Origin of the sequence: Flavobacterium poyangense (genome assembly GCF_011751075.1) — a bacterium.
GTDB classification, from domain to species: Bacteria; Bacteroidota; Bacteroidia; order Flavobacteriales; family Flavobacteriaceae; genus Flavobacterium; species Flavobacterium poyangense.
Genome location: NZ_JAALLN010000010.1, coordinates 1 through 19,900 on the forward strand (window position 1 = coordinate 1; position 19,900 = coordinate 19,900).

16 protein-coding genes are annotated in these 19,900 nt (G+C 34.7%); 6 read left to right on the forward strand and 10 right to left on the reverse strand.

Annotated features, from left to right (window positions below; genetic code table 11):
• Positions 1-191: 191 nt before the first annotated feature.
• Positions 192-575 (reverse strand): ankyrin repeat domain-containing protein, encoded by a 384-nt coding sequence (locus tag G3A47_RS15355; protein ID WP_166923865.1) that lies wholly within the window; start codon positions 573-575, stop codon positions 192-194.
• 525 nt (positions 576-1,100) lie between these two features.
• Between G3A47_RS15355 and G3A47_RS15360 the strand changes: the two genes are divergently transcribed.
• Positions 1,101-1,640: an SRPBCC family protein gene (locus G3A47_RS15360; RefSeq protein ID WP_166923867.1), complete on the forward strand. Its 540-nt coding sequence runs from the start codon at positions 1,101-1,103 to the stop codon at positions 1,638-1,640.
• Between the two features lie 59 nt (positions 1,641-1,699).
• Here G3A47_RS15360 and G3A47_RS15365 read toward each other — a convergent pair whose 3' ends face one another.
• From G3A47_RS15365 to G3A47_RS15390, 6 genes are all read right to left on the reverse strand, one after another.
• Positions 1,700-2,080, reverse strand: a complete 381-nt coding sequence (locus G3A47_RS15365; RefSeq protein ID WP_166923869.1) for an ankyrin repeat domain-containing protein — start codon at positions 2,078-2,080, stop codon at positions 1,700-1,702.
• Between the two features lie 317 nt (positions 2,081-2,397).
• Positions 2,398-3,354, reverse strand: coding sequence for a phosphoribosylaminoimidazolesuccinocarboxamide synthase (locus G3A47_RS15370; RefSeq protein WP_166923871.1), 957 nt, complete (start codon positions 3,352-3,354; stop codon positions 2,398-2,400).
• Between the two features lie 141 nt (positions 3,355-3,495).
• Positions 3,496-5,844, reverse strand: a complete 2,349-nt coding sequence (locus tag G3A47_RS15375) for a S9 family peptidase (protein ID WP_166923873.1) — start codon at positions 5,842-5,844, stop codon at positions 3,496-3,498.
• 472 nt (positions 5,845-6,316) lie between these two features.
• Positions 6,317-7,150 (reverse strand): Cof-type HAD-IIB family hydrolase, encoded by an 834-nt coding sequence (locus G3A47_RS15380; RefSeq protein ID WP_166923875.1) that lies wholly within the window; start codon positions 7,148-7,150, stop codon positions 6,317-6,319.
• Between the two features lie 295 nt (positions 7,151-7,445).
• The gene (locus G3A47_RS15385; protein ID WP_166923877.1) at positions 7,446-7,814 is read right to left on the reverse strand and encodes a DUF1801 domain-containing protein; all 369 of its coding nucleotides are present in this window, start codon (positions 7,812-7,814) and stop codon (positions 7,446-7,448) included.
• A 242-nt stretch (positions 7,815-8,056) separates the two neighbouring features.
• Complete coding sequence (locus tag G3A47_RS15390; protein ID WP_166923879.1) at positions 8,057-9,007, reverse strand: PhoH family protein; 951 nt, start codon at positions 9,005-9,007, stop codon at positions 8,057-8,059.
• Between the two features lie 340 nt (positions 9,008-9,347).
• Between G3A47_RS15390 and G3A47_RS15395 the strand changes: the two genes are divergently transcribed.
• From G3A47_RS15395 to dnaN, 5 genes are all read left to right on the forward strand, one after another.
• Positions 9,348-10,172, forward strand: coding sequence for an SAM hydrolase/SAM-dependent halogenase family protein (locus tag G3A47_RS15395; protein ID WP_166924081.1), 825 nt, complete (start codon positions 9,348-9,350; stop codon positions 10,170-10,172).
• A gap of 219 nt (positions 10,173-10,391) precedes the next feature.
• Positions 10,392-10,688 (forward strand): putative quinol monooxygenase, encoded by a 297-nt coding sequence (locus G3A47_RS15400; protein WP_166923881.1) that lies wholly within the window; start codon positions 10,392-10,394, stop codon positions 10,686-10,688.
• Between the two features lie 88 nt (positions 10,689-10,776).
• Positions 10,777-11,502: a gliding motility-associated ABC transporter permease subunit GldF gene (gldF, locus tag G3A47_RS15405; protein WP_166923883.1), complete on the forward strand. Its 726-nt coding sequence runs from the start codon at positions 10,777-10,779 to the stop codon at positions 11,500-11,502.
• Complete coding sequence (gene gldG / locus G3A47_RS15410) at positions 11,502-13,187, forward strand: gliding motility-associated ABC transporter substrate-binding protein GldG (protein ID WP_166923885.1); 1,686 nt, start codon at positions 11,502-11,504, stop codon at positions 13,185-13,187. Before gldF ends, gldG begins: the two co-directional genes overlap by 1 nt.
• A gap of 107 nt (positions 13,188-13,294) precedes the next feature.
• Positions 13,295-14,413 (forward strand): DNA polymerase III subunit beta, encoded by a 1,119-nt coding sequence (gene dnaN, locus G3A47_RS15415; protein ID WP_166923887.1) that lies wholly within the window; start codon positions 13,295-13,297, stop codon positions 14,411-14,413.
• A 524-nt stretch (positions 14,414-14,937) separates the two neighbouring features.
• On the opposite strand, the gene G3A47_RS15420 is transcribed toward dnaN, so the two are convergent.
• Genes G3A47_RS15420 through G3A47_RS15430 form a run of 3 tightly spaced genes read right to left on the reverse strand, consistent with a single transcriptional unit; the run spans position 14,938 to position 19,639 of the window.
• On the reverse strand, positions 14,938-17,097 hold the full coding sequence (locus G3A47_RS15420) for a S9 family peptidase (protein WP_166923889.1): 2,160 nt from the start codon (positions 17,095-17,097) through the stop codon (positions 14,938-14,940).
• 4 nt (positions 17,098-17,101) lie between these two features.
• On the reverse strand, positions 17,102-18,400 hold the full coding sequence (locus G3A47_RS15425; RefSeq protein WP_166923891.1) for an aminopeptidase P family protein: 1,299 nt from the start codon (positions 18,398-18,400) through the stop codon (positions 17,102-17,104).
• Between the two features lie 3 nt (positions 18,401-18,403).
• Complete coding sequence (locus G3A47_RS15430; RefSeq protein WP_166923893.1) at positions 18,404-19,639, reverse strand: NAD(P)/FAD-dependent oxidoreductase; 1,236 nt, start codon at positions 19,637-19,639, stop codon at positions 18,404-18,406.
• Positions 19,640-19,900: the final 261 nt, after the last annotated feature.

Consider the following 19,900-nt stretch of genomic DNA (forward strand, 5'->3'; position numbering starts at 1 on the left):
AAAGACCACATCAAGGTATTGATGGAAAGAAACCAATAGAAATGATAAATCTGTTACCGAAATAAGTAACCTTTACAGAAATGACAAAACTAACGTTTTATCCCAAAAAAAATCTAAACAAAAAAAACGACCCTCTGCTCATGAAGATCGTTTTCTAACTAACTTAAAACTCTTTTAAACTTTTTAAACTCTTATTTCAAGTCTTTTAAAAGTGCAATAGCATCTGTAGCATTTGATAATTGTGCGTATTTCAAAGCTGTATATCCTTTTTCGTTTTTATCAGACGGACGTGCACCGCTTGCTAATAAAACTTTAATAATTTCAACTTTGTTGTAACGTGCTGCAGTCATTAAAGGAGACATATCGTCTGACTTTTCGTTCACATTAGCTCCGTATTCGATAAATTTTTTCACTCCTTCAATATCCCCTTTGCTAATAGCAACATTCAATGGTGTTGCATCATCGTCTATAGATAGTACGATTTGATCTTTCACAACTGTTTTGTGATTTGAAGCGATTGAAACATTTGCGAATGTTACTAAAGCTAATCCTAAATAAATAACTGAATTTTTCATAATGGTGTTGTTTGTTAAATTGATTGATAAAATATGATTGATGATCTTTTAAATTCTAATACAAATGTAAATATAATTTCGGTATTTTGTATTACAAGGTACTATGTTTTAACTAATTCTTAACATTTTGTTAATGATTCCTAAATAATACAATTCAATTGTTATTTAATTCTGTATAAAAGACGCCGCAAAGGTAGAAATGTTACACAAAAACGAATATTTCTAAAAAATAAATATCAAATTTTCCCAAAAATGTAAAACCAAAACATTAGTTTTTTAACTTTACTTTGAAGTAATACTCAAAAAAGACCCTTTTTTTTAATTAAAACAAAATTTTTGGTCAATAATTCATACATTAATGATCTAAATGAATTATTTTCAAAAAAAATAAAAAAATAAGAAAAAACTTAAATAAAAAATAGAATAACCCTGTCTCTTTTTATAAAGAAAACGGCTAATAAAAGTAATTGACCAATCATATTCACCATTATCAAATCATTTAAATAACCTTTAAACCAAAAAAAAATGGGAACAATCAAAAGAATTCTGGCTGCTGTACTCTTAGTTTTATCGATCGTTTTAATTACAGCTTACTTTATGCCCAAAAGTTATGCTATAGAAAGAGAAATTATCATTCATAAACCGGTCGACAGCGTCTTTAATTATGTGAGATATTTAAAAAATCAAAATGAATTTAGTGTATGGGCCAATATTGATCCAAAAATGAAATTGTCTTATAAAGGAACAGATGGAAGTGTTGGCGCAATATCGGCCTGGGAAAGTACAGTAAAAGAAGTTGGTGTAGGTGAACAGGAAATCACAAAAATTACAGAAGGAAAACGACTGGATTTTGCTCTTAGATTTAAGGAACCCATGAACGATACGGCTGTCGGGTTTATGTCTACCGAAAGTTTAGCCGCAGATCAGACTAAAGTAAAATGGGGTATAAATGGCGTTATACCCTACCCTATGAATATTATGCTGCCTTTTATGAAGATGGATCAAATGATTGGAAATGATTTACAAAAAGGTCTTGACAATCTTAAAGCAAAAATGGAAGAATAAGCTCAATAAAAAACGACCTTCTGCTCAGGAAGGTCGTTGCTTAATAAACTCAAAAACTTTTATTTCAGCTCTTTTAAAATGGCAATAGCCTCAATTGAATTACAGTATTTAGCGTAATCGAGGGCTGTAAAGCCTTTTTCATTCTCAACATTAGGCTTGGCTCCACTTGACAGCAAAACCTTAATGATTTCAACTTTATTGAATCGGGCTGCAAGCATCAGAGGCGACATATCTCTTACTATTTTGTTGACATTAGCGCCATATTCAATGATTCTCTTAACGCTTTCCAAATCTCCTTTGCAAATAGCTACATGCAAAGGTGTTCCTGCATCACTTGAAAATTCGATTTGATCCTGAACAGTTCCTCTGCAATGGGATGCCCGGGCTTCACTTACAAATACCATTAGGGCTACTCCTAAAATAATTACTGATTTTTTCATGTTGATTGTTTGTTAAATGATTGATGATTATGATGATTGTGAATTCTTAGCTACTTTAGTATAGACGACAAAAATTGGGGTGTGGTTGCATGATGGGGCAAAAAAAAAGTGAGTTGTGAGTTGTGAGATGTGAGATGTGAGATGTGGGATGTGAGTTGTGAGATGCAAAACTTGAAACTTGGAACTTGAAACTTGGAATCCAAAACTATACAACTAATACCACATAAAAAACGCAATTCAACAAAAAATTTGAATTGCGTTTTTTTATATTGCACAAAAACTAGTGTCGTCTCCAATAAAGGAAACAGAAATTTTATTTATGATTGAGCGGCAAGATAACTTACTACATTTTTATCAATACGCTGATCGATGTTGTTAATATCTGCTTTTACAAATTTTTCTCCTAAGATGTTCTCGTATAACTCAATATATCTTTCTGAAACCGATTCGATATAAGCATCTGTCATTTCAGGAATCTGTTGGCCGTCCTGACCTTGAAAACCATTTTCGATCAACCAGCGACGTACAAATTCTTTTGATAATTGTTTTTGCTCCTCTCCTTTTTCCTGTCTCTCCTGATATCCGTCAGCATAAAAATAACGAGAAGAATCGGGAGTATGAATTTCGTCAATCAAAACGATAACACCGTCTTTTGTTTTTCCGAATTCGTATTTTGTATCAACTAAAATTAAACCGCGACTTGCCGCAATTTCAGTACCTCTTTGGAATAAAGCACGTGTATATTTTTCTAAAACAATATAGTCCTCTTCAGAAACAATCCCTTTTGACAAAATAGCTTCACGCGAGATGTCTTCATCATGAGAACCGTTATCTGCTTTGGTTGTTGGAGTAATGATTGGCTCAGGAAATTTATCATTCTCTTTTAAACCTTCCGCCATTGTTACGCCGCAAATTTGCTTTCTTCCTGCAGCATACTCACGAGCAGCATGACCTGAAAGATATCCGCGAATAACCATTTCTACTTTAAAAGGATCACATAAATGTCCCACAGCTACGTTTGGATCCGGAGTTGCAATCAACCAATTTGGTACAATATCCTGCGTTAATTCCATAAACTTTGTAGCAATCTGATTCAGAATTTGCCCTTTGTACGGAATTCCCTTTGGTAAAACTACATCAAAAGCCGAAAGTCTATCGGTCGCTACCATTACCAGAAGTTCGTCATTAATATTATAAACTTCTCTAACTTTTCCGCGATAAACTGATTTCTGATTCGGGAAATTAAAATCTGTAGTTGTGATTGTGTTGCTCATTATCCTTTAGTTGTGTTTTGTTTTATGGATGCAAATTTAAAACTAATTAAAAGAGCACGCAAAAAAAGTATTCGGTTTTCAGTCTCAGTTTTCAGCCACAGTCGCAATTTGAAAACCGCAACTGAGAACTGTAACTGCAAGCTATTTTTTCAAAAGTGTCGTATTAAACAAATTCAGAATTCTGCTGTATTCATCAATCCAGGAATAGGTTTCTTTAAAACTGTGCGCTTCTACCGGGAAAGAAGCTAGTGTCCAGTTCTTTTTTTCCAGTTCTATAAAACGCTGTGATAAACGTACGATATCTTTATATTCTACATTATCGTCAACCATTCCGTGTAACATTAGTAAATTTCCTTTCAGATTCTCAGCAAAATAAATTGGAGAGCTTTTTTTGAATGCTTCCGGATCTGTTTCAGGAAAGTTCAAAATATTGCCTGTATAACCGTGATTGTAGTGTGCCCAATCTGTAACCGAACGCAAAGCTGCACCTGAAGCAAATTCTCCCGGAGTGGTCAGCATTCCCATTAAAGTTATAAAACCACCATAAGAACCTCCATAAATACCAACTCTGTTAGCATCAATACCCAAATTATCTACTAAGTATTTTTTACCGTCAAGATGATCGGACAAATCTTTTCCGCCCATAAAACGATAGATTCCGGTTCTAAAATCCCTTCCGTAACCGTCACTTCCTCTGTAATCGATATCCAGAATCGTATACCCCAGATCGGTTAGCAAATTGTGAAACATATATTCTCTGTAATAATTACTCCAATAGTTATGCGCATTTTGTAAGTATCCTGCACCATGCACAAAAATTATTGCCGCCTTATTGGTATTCTCTGTTTTTGGTGTATACAATCTTGCATATACCGGAGTTCCGTCTTGCGCTTTAAAAGTAATCACTTCAGGCTCTCTCCATTGGTATTTTTTGAATTCTTCTGATGTTGAAGATGAGATTTGTTGTAAAGTACTATTCTTTTTATTCTCGGCAATATAAAAATCCCAAGGTTTATTTTTATAAGAGTAACGAACCAACAATGTAGTTTCATCAGGAGAAACCACTACTTCATGAGCTCCGTCTTTTGTTAAAATAGGCTGTAGAATTCCATCTGCGACATTTAATTTATAAAAATTTCTATTTCCGGGATGTGTCGTATTGGTTGTTAAATAAAATGCTTTTTTATCTTTAGACAAAATCAGGTCACGAACTTCCCAGTTTCCTTTTGTCAATTGTTTTTTTGTATTTGTCTTTAAATTGTAGCTGTACAAATGCGAATATCCTGTTACTTCAGATTGAAAATAAACCGTTTCATTATCTGCCAGAAAACCAAGATTCCCGGACATAAAAACATAAAATGGAATTCCGGGTCCGGCAATCCACGCTTCATCATGTTGATGATCGATTTCGGTAAAAGTTCCGTTCTCCAGATTCAGACTTACAATCCATCTGTCTTTATTGTCCTGACTTCTTATTTCTGCAATCGCAAAGGAACCGTCTTCGTTATAAACAGGTGCCTGAACCGCAATTAGCTTATCTTCTTTCTCTTTATTCTTTAAATTATCGTAAAGCTCATAATATTTCGGAACGTCCTGAATATGACTTAATTTGGAAAAATTAACAAAATAAACAGAGTCTTTTGCAACAGAGTAAATACCAAAACGTGTTTTAACAAAGTTAGCTGTAGATACTTTTTCTTTGGTATCGGGAGACTGATTGTAACCGTCATCTGTTATAAAAACCTCCATTTTTTCTGCTTTCACTTCAACATTCTCTACTAAACTGAAAGTAGCATAATTCCCATTTGGATTTGCTTTAAGACCAACTAAATTATCTTTTCCATAAAAGTATTCTTTGGCAAAATCGGACTTAACAGCTTTGCTTTTTGCCAGATTCCATTGTTTTTTCGCCTCTTTATCATTGATAAATTGAAATAACTCCTTCTGTTGACTTTTTAAGAAAGAATCTTTTTCAGTTGTTTTTTCTTTTTTAGTGCCTTTACTAAAATTAGTAATTTGCAGTAGAGTCCCGTCTTTACTATTGTATTTAAATATGTTTTCGTTTTGCTCAAAAAATACAACTCCGGCCTGGCTTCCTAAGTCAAGATTAAAAATGGGAGTATTTTGCTGATATATTTTTTTTATTGCTTTTGAACTAATGTTATACGAATACAAACCTCCTTTATCGGTATAGTAAGCGATATCGGATGTTGGTTTTCTTTTAAAATCAAATTTAGAAAAAACCGCTTCTTTTGGTTCTACAAGTACAGGGTTTGCAGCTCCCTTTTGCCATGAATATGTACTGGTGCCTAATTCATTTTTTGGATTCCATTCAAAATACACTTTTTTTCCGTCCAGCGACCATCTTCCGTTTGTTGGCTGATTACCAATGAAAGAGTCTCCTTTCATAATTTCTTCTAACTTTAAATTTTGGCTGCTACCCTTAATTGAAAAAATTAAAAGGGCGAGGATAAAAATGTTTTTGGTCATGATAGTTTTTTTTTAGTATAGCAAAAATACACTTTGAAAATTACTAAAAAAATGTTTTTGTCTTTTGCCACCTAAATCCATTGAATTAAGCATAATAAATTCCAATTATTTAAAATGCTAAGCTTCTTTTTTCAAATTTTTTATCGAACAAGCCATAATAACAGTGCGTGTTTTTTTTTCACGCAGATTTTGCAGATCAGGCTGATATTTTTGTTTTACGGTTCGATAAAATAATCTAAATGAATCTGCTACCCGAGCGATAGCGAACAGGTGAAGCAAATCTGCGTGAGAAAATTTCCCGCAGGAGCTCTTTTAAGATAGAAAACAACTTTTGAACTTGATACCGAAAAACTTTAACCCGTATAGGCTAGAGCTAAAAAAACTGCTCTCAAATTGACTTGCAATTTAAGAGCAGTTTATCTGTTTTTTTTTTCAGCAGTTTACAAAAAACTGATTTCCTTATTTTGAAAAATTAGGAGGTTACCAATTCTTCATCTAAAATTCTTGAAGCGATATATCTGGCCACTCCATCTTCTGCATTAGTTTTAATGACTTCCAGATCGGGTAACGTTTCTTTTAACAAGGCCGGCGCGTTCCCCATAATCAAACCTTTTCCGGTGGCAGACAACATCTGGACATCGTTAAAACCATCTCCAAACGAAACGGCTTCCTGCATCATAAAGCCTTCTTTTTCTAAAACTTTGCTAATTGCAACCGCTTTGTCTACCGATTTATCCATAAATTCCAAACAGGTTGGAAGGCTAAAAGCGTGATGCAGTTCGCTTGAACCGTTTGCCAGTATAGCTTCTTTTAAAGCTACTAATTTTTCATGATTGTCGTGCGCGAAGAATATTTTTATCGCCCCAAAATCTTCAAGTGTTTTAAAATCTACCAATTCCGGAAGGTATTTCAATTCGGTTTGAAAACTGTTTAACTTTTCATTAATTTTATTGGTCTGCCAAACCTTTTCTTTGAATAAAACTACCGTTATTTCAGGATCTATCTCTACATTTAAAGCTGCTTTTACTACTTCACTTTTTAAATCAAAAGCAAAAAGTTCTTCTTTTTCCGGGGAGTGTATTCTGGCTCCATTTGAACTCACCAGATAAACCGGAACCTCCAGTGTGTTTACAATTGCCATAGCGTCCATATGATGGCGTCCTGTGGCTACCACGATAAGATAGTTTTGATTGTGAAGTTCCTGAAAAATACTTTTGGTGTAATCTGATATTTTATGTTGAGGATTTAATAAAGTTCCGTCTAAATCAGTAACGATAACTTTTATATTCTTAAGTTTTGAGTTCATAGTAAAAATCGCCTATTATTTTGATTCCAAATTTACGACTTAAAGCTTAGATGAACAAAGTAGAACTGGCTATACGGCCTAAAAACAGCTAAGTTTATTATTTATTTAACTATTTCTACACATTGAATAAAGGAATGCTTTGGGACGCGGATGAGACAGGTTTGTTTTACAAAGACATGGATAAAAACGGATTTTTTACTATTTACCGTATACTGTTACTACTTACTTTTCGACAATTACTTTAATTACCTTAAGTGTTTCCAATTAACCAAACACCTCTTCGGCTCACTGAAAACTACTTTTTGATTTTTACCACTCCGGTTTTGTATAGATTTATGGCTTTTTGAATAACGTTTTCGATTATTTCTACGGGTAAATCCTCATTTACATCAAACAGCATTATTTTCATTCTGGAGCGGGCTTCCTGAATTAGAAACGATTCTTCAAAGTGCTTCCCTTCGACGATTCCGATGTAGGGTTGTTTGCTTTTTTTGTGCGTCCACAGATAACAGAACATTTTTCCTTTGTAACAAAAAAAGGGCATTCCGTATTTAAGAACATTTGTAATGTCTTTGTCTTGTTTTAAGATAATTTCTTTTAATGCCAGTAATACTTCCTTTACGGATTCTTCTTGTCGTTCGTAAAAATCGTCTACTTCTTTCATTTTAAAGATGCTAAGTTACTAAGATTCTGAGTTTCTAAGTTTTACTTTAAATATGAATGACTCAGAGAGATCTAATATTCCGAGATCTTGGAAGTCACTTTAAATTGTATTATTTATGCTAAATTATTGATAAAAAAATATTCGTTTTATACATTTTCAAAAGAATTAGGTACAAAACGAATATTTCCTAAAATTGCAAATGCAAAAAACATTTCACATCTCACAAAAAACATCTCACAAAATTAATCGTGATTTTCAATTTGTTTATAAGCGTCAATTACCTTTTTGACTAATCTGTGACGCACAATATCTTTATCGTCCAGATAAATGATTCCTATACCCTCTACGTCTTTCAGAACCAGTATCGCTTCTTTTAGACCGGAAATAGTTCTGCGTGGCAAATCGACCTGTCCGGGATCACCCGTAATCATAAATTTAGCGTTTTTTCCCATACGGGTCAGAAACATTTTCATTTGTGAGTGTGTGGTGTTTTGTGCTTCATCCAGAATTACGAAGGCATTATCAAGTGTTCGTCCACGCATAAATGCCAATGGCGCAATCTGAATAATTCCTTTTAAAATGTAATCCTCGAGCTTTTCGTTCGGAAGCATGTCACGTAACGCATCATAAAGCGGTTGCATATAAGGATCCAGTTTTTCTTTCATATCGCCGGGTAGAAAACCAAGATTTTCTCCTGCTTCTACAGCCGGTCGCGTCAGGATAATCCTTTTTACTTCCTTGTCTTTAAGTGCTTTTACAGCCATAGCAACACCTGTGTAGGTTTTACCCGTTCCGGCCGGTCCTACTGCAAACACCATATCATTTTTTCTAATCGTGTCTACCAGTAACTGCTGGTTAGGTGTCATTGCTTTTATAATCTTACCGCCAACACCATGAACCAGTATTTTATCGTGATCGTAGGCTCTTTTTTCATCCTGACCATCACTCATAATTACGCGTTCTATTACATTGTCATCGATGTTGTTGTATCGGGTAAAATGCAGCATTAATCTTTGAAATCTTTTTTCGAATTCATCTAAAACTTCTTTTTCGCCAAATGCTTTCAAAGTCGTTCCTCTAGCTACTATTTTAAGCTTTGGATAGTACTTTTTGATGATTTCCAGATGGCTGTCCTGAGCGCCCCAAAACTCTTTTGGCGCGATGTCTATTAGCTCGATTATTCTTTCGTTCAAATGAGATAGTTTTAAATTAAAATTAAGTTTGTTTTTAAATCAATTGCTGTCGGGTAAATATCATTATTTTTAAAAGTTTCGGTTTTCACTCACCGTCATAATTCTCCAATGTGTAAAAAATTACTTCAAAAAATCATTTACTGTTTACTGCGTGCTCTACTTTTTCTTCATCTACTGAAAGCGGAAGCTAATGACTAACACTATTATAACACTTACTTAGTTTAAAAATTGTAAATTGTCTTTTCTTTCTTTCAATTTGTATCTAAGTATTCTTAGCTTTGCATTTCTCAAATTTAATGAAAATTAGATTCAAAAACTACCAATAGTTATAAACAAAATGATGTCAATAATTACCCTCACTACCGATTACGGCTTAAAAGACCACTTTGTTGGTTCGATAAAGGGTAAAATATTATCTGAGGCTTCAGAGACCACAATTATTGATATTTCGCATGACATCGACCCATTTAATACTGCCGAAGCCAGTTATGTTATCGGCGCTTCTTATTTAAGTTTTCCAAAAGGAACAGTACACTTGATTGGGGTTGATATTGAACGCAATAAAGAGAACCAACATATCGCAATGCAATGGAACGACCATTACTTTATTTGTGCTGATAATGGGATCTTAAGTATGCTCACGCAGAAAATTGTACCGCAAAAGATTGTTGCTATCAATATTCATGATCGTTTTCCGCCTGAATCTACGGATATGGATATCTTTATAAAGGTTGCCTGCCATATTGCAAAAGGAGGTTTATTGAATGTAATTGGAAAAGAAATAGCAGCCGTTAAAGAAGTTACCGAACTTCAGGCTGTAGTAGCAAACGATGGTAATTCTATAAAAGGATATGTCATTTATATTGATCATTTCGGTAACGTAGTGACCAATATTTCCAAAAAACAATTTAAGGAAGTGGCAAAAGGACGTTCGTACGAAATCGTAATGAAACCCAAAAGTATCAAAACCATTTTGCCGAACTATTCGGCTATAGCAAGCTCTGACAAATACCCAATTAAAACCTATGAAGGTGAAAAACTGGCTATTTTTAATGAAGCCGGTTATCTCGAAATTGCCATTTTTAGAAGCAACCCTTCAAAAGTGGGTTCCGCCAATAGTCTACTGGGACTGAACTACAGAGATGTGATTACGGTTAAATTTTAGATTGCAGATTTTAGATTTTAGACTATAGATTGTTGATTTTGAAATTAGCTATTTTACATCTCGCATTTTACATCTCACATTTAACTTTCCATTTTTAGAAAAATGTTTTTCGGAAGAACAAAATTTATAACAAAAGAACAATCCTTTTTGGTATTTTTGCGCGCGTATTGCAGATTTTCAATCTAAAATCTGCAATCTAAAATCTAAAATAATAAAAAGATGTTTGTTCGAATAGTAAAAATGAGTTTTCACGAAGATAAAATCTCTGATTTTCTTGAAAATTTTGAATCCATAAAAGACAAAATACGAAATGCAGAAGGAAATCGTTTTTTAGAACTCTATCAGGATAAAAACGACAAATGCATCTTTTTCACCTATAGTTATTGGGAAACCGAAGCGGACCTGGAAAATTACCGTCAATCAGCACTTTTTGACTCGGTTTGGAGTTTTACCAAAAAACTCTTCAACGCAAAACCGGAGGCCTGGAGTGTGGATAAGCTGGTGAGCCTGGAATAGTTTCAGGTTTCAAGTTGACATACATAACCTGAAACTTGAAACAAAAGAAACTTGAAACAAAAACAAAAGAAACAAATATAAACGTTACATGAAATCAATCATTTTACGAGAGATAAAATCCTTTTTTGGGTCTCCTATTGGCTATTTGGTCATTGGTATTTTCTTAATTAGCAACGGGCTCTTTTTATGGGTTTTTGAAGGAGATTACAATATCCTGAATACGGGTTATGCTGATCTTACTCCGTTTTTTACTTTAGCACCCTGGATTTTAATTTTCCTGATTCCGGCAGTTACTATGCGAAGTTTTTCGGATGAAAAAAAACAAGGTACTTTAGAACTGCTTTTGACCAAACCTTTATCGATTTGGGAAATTGTAAACGGGAAGTTTTTAGGTTCTTTAATTCTAATTGTTTTAGCAATAATTCCCACTTTTGTTTATGTGAAAGTAATCTCAACTTTAGGTGCTCCTGAAGGAAATATTGACATGGGAAGTACAATTGGTTCGTATTTCGGATTGTTGTTTTTAATAGCTTCTTATTCTGCAATCGGGATCTTTACTTCTACCCTGTCCGAAAATCAGATTGTTGCTTTTATCATTTCGGTTTTTCTGTGTTTTATCTTTTACTTCGGTTTTGAAGGTTTAGCAACATTAATTCCGGGTTCTTTCCCTGTTATTTCGGCATTGGGTATGCAGGATCATTTTAAGAGTATGAGCCGAGGTGTAATTGACACTCGTGATGTCATCTACTTTCTGAGTATCACTGTTCTATTTTTGTCTTTCACCGTTTATAAATTAAAATCTCTTAAAGCCTAATGAAAGCATCTACTCAACAAAATATCAAAACATTAGGTATTACCGTTTTCATTTTAATTGTTTTAAACGTTCTTGGAAGTCTGTTCTTCCATCGATTTGATTTAACTAAAGACAAACGATATACTTTATCTGAAACTTCATTAAACATTGTAAAACAGGTTCAGAATCCGTTATCGATTAAGATTTATATGCAGGGGGATCTTCCTGCAGATTTCAGACGTTTGCAACAGGAAACCAAACAATTACTCGAAGAATTTCAAGCCTATAATAACCATATTGCTTTTGAATTTGTAAATCCACTGGAAAACAAAGAAGAAAGCATGGATATGATAAAATCGCTTTATCAAAAAGGTCTTACTCCGATAAACATTACTGTTGACGACAAAGGGAAACAATCTCAGGCGATGGTTTTCCCGTGGGCCATTGCGGTTTACAACAATAAGGAAGTCAATATTCCTTTATTGAAAAACAGAATGGGGGCTTCGACGGAGCAAAAAGTGATGGGTTCTATTCAGCATTTAGAATATTCGATTGCAGATGCTATCAATAAAATCACTAAAGACAAGCAAAAGAAGGTTGCTATTATAAAAGGTAATGGTGAGATAAATGAAATTCATATTGCGAAAATGCTGATGCAGATTCGCGAGAGTTATTATATTGGTCCTTTTACCTTAGATTCTGTGTCTACAAATCCAACAGGGACTTTAGACGCCTTAAAAAAATACGATTTAGCCATTATTTCCAAGCCAACCGAAACTTTTTCTGACGAGGAAAAACAAGTGCTGGATCAATTTATTATGAATGGCGGAAAAACACTTTGGTTAATCGATCAGGTTGCTGCAGAAATGGACAGTCTGTACAATCAATCGGGTGCTACTTTGGCGTATCCGAGAGATTTGAATCTTAACGATATGTTCTTCAAATACGGATTCAGAATCAACCCTGACTTGGTAAAAGACGAATACGGTACTCCAATAAAATTAGCTACCGGCGAACAAGGGAGCGCTACCCAATATCAGGAATTTAAATGGAAATATGCTCCGGAAGTGTATCCGACAAGCACGCATCCGATAGTAAAAAACTTAGGTGGAATCAGATTTGATTTTGCCAGTCCGATTGATACTTTGAAAAACGGAATTAAAAAAACTGTTTTATTACAATCTTCTCAATATTCGAAAATAATTGGAACTCCGGCTGAGATTAATTTGAATATTGTAAGCGAAAAAACTACTCCTCAGGAGTATGTCGATAAAGGTGAATTACCACTGTCCGTTTTATTGGAAGGTTCGTTTCATTCGGCGTTTGAAAACCGTGTTTTACCCTTCAAGGAAAGTTCTTTTCTAAGCAAAGGAAAGCCAACTAAAATGATTGTTATTTCTGATGGAGATGTAGCCAAAAATCAATTGGATAAAAACATGATGCCTGTAGAATTGGGTTATGATCAACGTACCGGAAAACTTTACGACAACAAAGATTTCATGATGAATTGCATTAATTATTTGCTGGATGATAACGGACTTATTAACATTAGAAGCAAAGATCTTGATCTGCCATTGCTGGATAAAGAAAAAGTTAGTGCGAATTATAGTAGCACGCAATTCATAACTATCGGGCTTCCAATTCTAATTTTATTGATTTTCGGACTTGTATTTACTTACGTCCGTAAAAGAAAATACAGCAAATAGATGTTAATAAAAAAATTGTACTACTTTAGATAGTTTACGATATATTTGTAATCCGTATATTTAGCCTTTATTAGCTAAAATACACCTCAAAAAATAAAATATAACAGATGAAATTTATAGTATCGAGTTCGTACTTATTAAAACAATTGCAAGTTTTAGGTAGTGTAATCAACAGTAACAATACGTTGCCTATTTTAGACAACTTTTTATTTGAACTAGACAATAACGAATTGACCGTTTCAGCTTCTGATCTTGAAACTACAATGTCGGCTACTTTATCTATCGATTCTACGAGTAAAGGTAGTGTGGCTGTGCCAGCTAAACTTTTGCTTGAAATTTTAAAAACGTTTCCGGAGCAACCGCTAACTTTTACAGTTGAGGATAACAATACTGTAGAAATTAGTTCAAACTCAGGAAAATATGCTTTGGCATACGCTGCAGGAGACGAATTTCCAAAAGCGGTAAGTCTGGAGGAACCATCGGTAACTTTAGTTCCTGCTGAAGTTTTGGCAACAGCAGTAAGCAAAACTATTTTTGCCGCGGGTAATGATGATTTACGTCCTGTGATGTCGGGAGTATTCTTTCAATTCTCACCGGAAGGTTTAATTTTCGTCGCTACAGATGCTCATAAATTAGTAAAATATGCCCGTACAGATGTAAAAGCATCTCAGGTGGCTGATTTTATTATGCCAAAGAAACCTTTGAATATCTTAAAAAGTATTTTAGGTTCTTCTGATGCAGAGGTAAAAATCGAATACAACGATTCAAATGCGACTTTCTCATTTGACAACTATATTTTAATGTGTCGTTTGATCGATGGAAAATACCCTAATTATGAAGCGGTAATTCCAAAAGAGAATCCAAACAAGTTAATGATCGATCGTTCTTTGTTTTTAAGTTCTGTTCGTCGTGTGGCTATTTTCTCTAACAAAACAACACACCAAATTCGTTTAAAAATTGCAGGAGCTGAATTGAATGTTTCTGCCGAGGATATTGATTACTCCAACAAAGCAGAAGAGAGATTGACTTGTGATTATCAGGGAGATGATTTACAAATTGGTTTTAACTCACGCTTTTTAACTGAAATGTTGACTAACTTACAATCAGATATGATTATGTTGGAAATGTCATTACCAAACAGAGCCGGTATTCTAACACCTGTTGATGGTTTAGAAGAAGGTGAAACTGTTACTATGTTGGTAATGCCTGTTATGTTAAATAGTTAACATCAAAACCTTATTTTGTTACAGGGGTATTTTTTAGTTTCAAATTAAAGATATATCATTGTAAAAAAAAATATCGCTATTAACCAACCATTTTTTATACCTAGAAACCGCAATTCTGATAAAGAGTTGCGGTTTTTTATTTTCTAAGGGGGGTGTCTTTGTTTCAGGTTTCAAGTTTCAAGTTTCAAGTTAATGGTTTAACCGCAAAGGGCGCAAAGTTTTACGCAAGGTGCGCAAATAGTTTAATGATTGGTGGTATAAATAGAATGTGCTAAGAAAGCCTAGTTTTTTGCCCACAAAGCTTTGCGACCTTTACGTTAGACATAAAGAAAAACCTTAGCGCGCTTTGCGGTTAAAAAACTAGCCGCTAAGGTCACAAGGTTTAGTTCTTTGTGGCGCTTACAGCAAGATTTCAAACTTGAAACCTGAAACCTGAAACCTGAAACTTGAAACTTGAAACAAAAAAAAACAGGCTCCCCTACAACTTGTAAGACAGCCTGTTTTCTTTTATTGTTTCTGAGATACTATTTTCCTCCCGGAGGGCAGTTTTTTTGTATAAATCTCGCAAAAATATCCATTAAATGTTTACTGGTTCCTTCTCCTTCATCGATGTCATGCGAACGATTCGGGTAAACCATTAAATCGAACATTTTATCGTGTTTAATCAGTTCGTTGATTAAAACCTCAGCATTTTTGTAATGCACGTTGTCATCGCCTGTTCCGTGTATGTATAATAAATTACCTTTTAGGTTCTTAGCGTGCGTTACAGGAGATGCTTTGATATAAGTAGCTTCATTATCCTCCGGAAGCCCCATATAACGTTCTGTGTAAATATTATCATAAAAATGCTGATCTGTAACAGCTGCAATTGCAATACCTGTTTTGTAAATATCAGGATGTTGAAACATCAGATTTAAAGTTACTGCTCCACCACCACTCCAACCATGAATCGCTACTCTGTCAGGATCAATGAAATTCCATTTTAGAACTTCTTTGGCAGCCATTGCCTGATCATGGGTATTTATGATTCCGATATTCTTATAGATAGATTTTCTCCATTGGGCACCTTTCATTACCGGTGTACCTCTGTTATCCATTGCTATTCCGATATATCCTTTTGGAATTAACTGGGCAATAAGCGTATAAAAATAAGGTGTGTCATTGGCAACCGCTCCCATTGGTTCTCCGTAAACATAAAAAAACACCGGGTATTTTTTTGAAGGATCAAAATCAAGTGGTTTTGCCATTACACCATCCATCTCTATTCCGTCAACGGTAGTTACTTTAAATTTCTCTAAAGAATATTTTCTTCTTGGAGCCTGAAAAGAATCCGCCTCTTTTGGCAATATTTTTTTATGTCCCGACAATGCTACTAATCGTATGTTATAGTCTCGATTTATACTAGAATTGATATGTTTTGCATACATCGCATCTGTAGAGAAACTGTATTTATTGGTACCGTCAAAGACATCTGGCGTTACTCTTTTTGTCTTTTTTGAATTTAGATTCGTTTCGTACAAATAACGTTGAGTGGCATCTGTTGGGCTTGCCTCGAAATAGATCGTTTTGGTTTTATCATTGTATGCCATAAAATAGGCATCAAAATTAGCTGTTGTAATGAGTTCTTTTTTCTTACCGTCAATACTGATTTTATAAATATGCATCCAGCCATCTGCATCAGAACTCCATAAAAAGGCTTTTCCATTATCAACAAAATGACAAGGAAAACCATCGTATACTCCGGATGACACATCAAAAACATCTACCCAAGCAGCTGATTTCTCTTTGTAAACAACCGTAGCTGTACCTGATTTTGTATCGCAGTTGTAAAGAGTAGCCTGATTCTGATTGCGATTTAACTGCACTACCATTACCGATTGGTTTGTAAGCCATTGCATACGAGCCAAATAATTATTATCGGGCTCTCCCGGAATATTTAACCAATTGGTTTGCAATGACGCAATATCAATAACCCCGATTTTAACAGAAGAAGGTTTCTCTCCTGCTTTTGGATACTCTACCGGAACTACAACCGGATATAGCGAATCGGTATTGTTAATCATAAGATGAAATTTGGTTGCTGATGCATCAACACGCCAAAAGGCAATACTCTTTCCGTCAGGACTCCATCTGAATCCGTCTCTTGCCGATAACTCTTCTTCATACACCCAATCAAATGTTCCGTTGATAATTTTATCTGTGCCATCAGTTGTTAATGGTGTTATTTTTTCAGTTTTTAAATTTTCAAGATAAATATTGTGCTTCGAAACATAGGCTACATTTTCATTGTCCCCCGAAAATTTAGCAAACATCAACGACGATTGTTCCAGATTTTTACCTAATTGTCTTCCTTTTCCTGTGCTTAAATCAAAAAACCAATAATCTCCTTTTGTATTGGCTCTCCAAACCTTTTTTGAATTGGTATACAACAATACTTTGGTTTTGGCAGCATTCCATACAATCTCTTCTATTTCTCCGTTAAAACCGGATTCAGATAACTGTTTTTGAGTTAAAATAGTAGTCTGTTTCTCCAGTTGATCGACATCATAAACTTTCAGATTATTATTTTCGTTCACCCAAAACGAATGGGAATCAGGCAACCAATTCAAATTATTTATATCAATATCGCTCTGAGCAAAAGCGGATGTACAAATAAAGAGTACAAGTATTAAGTACTTTTTCATAGTATTATTTATTATTTTTTATTAAACTTTCGATGTCTGCAATTTCAATAGGCAATGCTTCGCTTAAATTAATATTCCCATCTTCGGTCAAAAGATAGTCATTTTCTAATCGACAGCCAATTCCTTCCTCGCGAATATAAATTCCGGGTTCACAAGTCAGCACCATTCCTTTTTCAAAAGGTCTGGAATACAAGCCTACATCGTGCACATCTAAGCCAAGATGGTGAGCAGTACCATGCATGAAGTATTTTTTATAAGCGGGATTATCGGGATCTTGATTTGCAATTTCATCTTGCGTTATCAAGCCCAGTTTAAGCAATTCTGCCTCGATTAATTTTGCCATTTTTAACTCATAATCCTTAGACAGAACTCCGGGTTTCAAAAGTTTAGATCCTTCTTTTAAACAATATAAAACAGCTTCATAAACTGCTTTCTGACGTGGACTAAAAACACCATTTACCGGAACGCAGCGTGTGGTATCTGAATTGTAATTGGCATAACAAACCCCAAAATCAACCAATACCATTTCGCCTTCACGACAAACATTGTCGTTTGTATTGTAATGGAGTGCACAGGCATTTTTACCTGAAGCCACAATAGGCTTAAATGCAGGTCGTATTCCTCCATTTTTGACGTAAGCATACGTTAGCTCTGCTTCGAGTTCGTATTCTTTTATATTGGGCTGAATGGTATTTAAAATCCCTTGAAAACCTTTGACACTTATTGCAATTGCCTTTTTAATCAAATCAATTTCTTCATCGGATTTAATTGGTCGTAAATCACGGGTAATTTTTGCAGCACGTTCGTACTGATGCAATGGGTATTTTTCTTTACACCATTGAATCATTCGGTCTTGTCTGGTTTGCATTCCGGCAGTTACTCTTTTAATGTGCTCATTGTGTCCTAAATAAAAGAGATCTGCTTCAAAAGCAAAAAGCTGCAGCGTCTTTTCAAACTCTGAAATCCATTTTACATTTTTGATGCCTGAAATAGAAGTAACTTCTGCTTTTGACAAAAAATCACCATCCCAAAGCAGTGTGCTTTCGTTGATTTCTTTTACAAACAAAATAGCCCGATTCTCTTCTTTGAAAGCATCGGGATAAAGTACTAATATGGTTTCGTCCTGTTCGATTCCTGACAAATAAAACAGATCATTGTTTTGCGCAAAACCCATTACATCGTCTGCATTATTGGGCATTACATCATTTGAAGTAAGAATAGCCAAACTATTCTTTTGCATTTTATCGGCAAACCTTTTTCGATTATTCTCGAATAAAGAAACCGGGATTGGGTCGTATCTCATATTTTAAATTTGAAACATCTTAGTAGCTACAGAAGTCATCTTTCCGGCAATAATTTCCGTTACAATTTTTCCGGTTGCCGGTGCCAGACTTAATCCCATCATAGCATGTCCTGTTGCTAAAGTCAAATTTACAATTTTTTTATCTTTTGTAATGATCGGCATTCCGGTTGGTGTGCAAGGACGGAATCCAAACCAGGTCTCTTCGCTCTTTGGCATTTCTATTTGCATATCGGGATAAAAATCATTGATACTGGTTACAATTCCGCGCAATCTGTTTTCGTTTATTTTAGTATCTCCTGTATGTGTTATTTCCATAGTTCCACCAAAACGAATATCATTATTCATAGGGGTCACGGCCACTTTTCCTTCACATAAAATTGATGGAATACTTGGTTTTTCACTCCTGTCTTTTAATGTAAAACTATATCCTTTTCCGGGCAAAATGGAGATTCCTATATTTAGTTTTTTAGCCAGTTGAGGACTCCAGGATCCTGCAGCCAATACCACCTCATCAGTAGCAAAAGTACCTTTGTTGGTTACTATTTTGGCAATTTTACTTCCGTCAAAGATAAAGTCCTTTACAGTAGTATGCTGATGTACTTCTACTTTTAAACGGATTAATTCTTCTTTAATAAACTTCATGAATTTCTGCGGATACAAATGTGCGTCACTTTTATAGTGAATACCTCCAATTACATCTGTTTTAGTACCTGTTTCTAAAGCTATTACCTCTCTTCTTGAAAGATAATTCACTTCAAGACCTAAACGCTCTGCTTCTTTTCCTTCATGATGCATTTCTTCTTCTACTTTATCACTTTTATAAAGCATCAAAAGTCCTTTTTCTTCGTAAAAAAAGGAGTTATTCTCTTTAGCAAAATCCTGATACAACTCTTTACTCAACAGAGACAGGTCACGTAAAGCGGGCATTGCTTTTTCTACGTGACTTTTATTGGCATGTTTATAAAACTGCAAGCCCCATTTTAATAAATCGGCATTTAAACGTGGTTTTACATAAAACGGACTCTGACTGTCAAACATCCATTTCATACCCTGCGCAATCATACCCGGTTGCGCTAAAGGTATGATATGGGAAGGAACAATCATTCCTGCGTTTCCGTACGAACAGCCGTCTTCCATGGCAGATTCGTCAAAAACAGCTACTTCGTAACCTTCTTTAGCAAGATAATAGGCGGAACACAGACCAATAATTCCGCCACCAACAATACCTACTTTTTTCATACCTTTTTTATTAATTAAAAATCATTGACTTGGTTTACTGTCTTTGTCAATGTATTTATTATGTTATTAGTTGTACTCTTTTTTAATGGTACAACCTGGTTATTTTACATGGATAAAACGGGTTCGCTATCGCGAAGACGCAGATAAAAACTGATCTTTTCTTTTTTTATCATTGTTGTCTGTATAAATTTGGAAAGGTTCTTATAATTAGATACTACAACCTGTCTATTTTACACGGATAAAACGGATTCGCTATCGCGA

Excerpts from the sequence above, each read along its gene's own strand:
- G3A47_RS15355 (WP_166923865.1), bottom strand. The coding sequence starts at position 575 with ATGAAAAATTCAGTTATTTATTTAGGATTAGCTTTAGTAACATTCGCA.
- G3A47_RS15360 (WP_166923867.1), top strand. The coding sequence starts at position 1,101 with ATGGGAACAATCAAAAGAATTCTGGCTGCTGTACTCTTAGTTTTATCG.
- G3A47_RS15365 (WP_166923869.1), bottom strand. The coding sequence starts at position 2,080 with ATGAAAAAATCAGTAATTATTTTAGGAGTAGCCCTAATGGTATTTGTA.
- G3A47_RS15370 (WP_166923871.1), bottom strand. The coding sequence starts at position 3,354 with ATGAGCAACACAATCACAACTACAGATTTTAATTTCCCGAATCAGAAA.
- G3A47_RS15375 (WP_166923873.1), bottom strand. The coding sequence starts at position 5,844 with ATGACCAAAAACATTTTTATCCTCGCCCTTTTAATTTTTTCAATTAAG.
- G3A47_RS15380 (WP_166923875.1), bottom strand. The coding sequence starts at position 7,150 with ATGAACTCAAAACTTAAGAATATAAAAGTTATCGTTACTGATTTAGAC.
- G3A47_RS15385 (WP_166923877.1), bottom strand. The coding sequence starts at position 7,814 with ATGAAAGAAGTAGACGATTTTTACGAACGACAAGAAGAATCCGTAAAG.
- G3A47_RS15395 (WP_166924081.1), top strand. The coding sequence starts at position 9,348 with ATGTCAATAATTACCCTCACTACCGATTACGGCTTAAAAGACCACTTT.
- G3A47_RS15400 (WP_166923881.1), top strand. The coding sequence starts at position 10,392 with ATGTTTGTTCGAATAGTAAAAATGAGTTTTCACGAAGATAAAATCTCT.
- gldF (WP_166923883.1), top strand. The coding sequence starts at position 10,777 with ATGAAATCAATCATTTTACGAGAGATAAAATCCTTTTTTGGGTCTCCT.
- gldG (WP_166923885.1), top strand. The coding sequence starts at position 11,502 with ATGAAAGCATCTACTCAACAAAATATCAAAACATTAGGTATTACCGTT.
- dnaN (WP_166923887.1), top strand. The coding sequence starts at position 13,295 with ATGAAATTTATAGTATCGAGTTCGTACTTATTAAAACAATTGCAAGTT.
- G3A47_RS15420 (WP_166923889.1), bottom strand. The coding sequence starts at position 17,097 with ATGAAAAAGTACTTAATACTTGTACTCTTTATTTGTACATCCGCTTTT.
- G3A47_RS15425 (WP_166923891.1), bottom strand. The coding sequence starts at position 18,400 with ATGAGATACGACCCAATCCCGGTTTCTTTATTCGAGAATAATCGAAAA.
- G3A47_RS15430 (WP_166923893.1), bottom strand. The coding sequence starts at position 19,639 with ATGAAAAAAGTAGGTATTGTTGGTGGCGGAATTATTGGTCTGTGTTCC.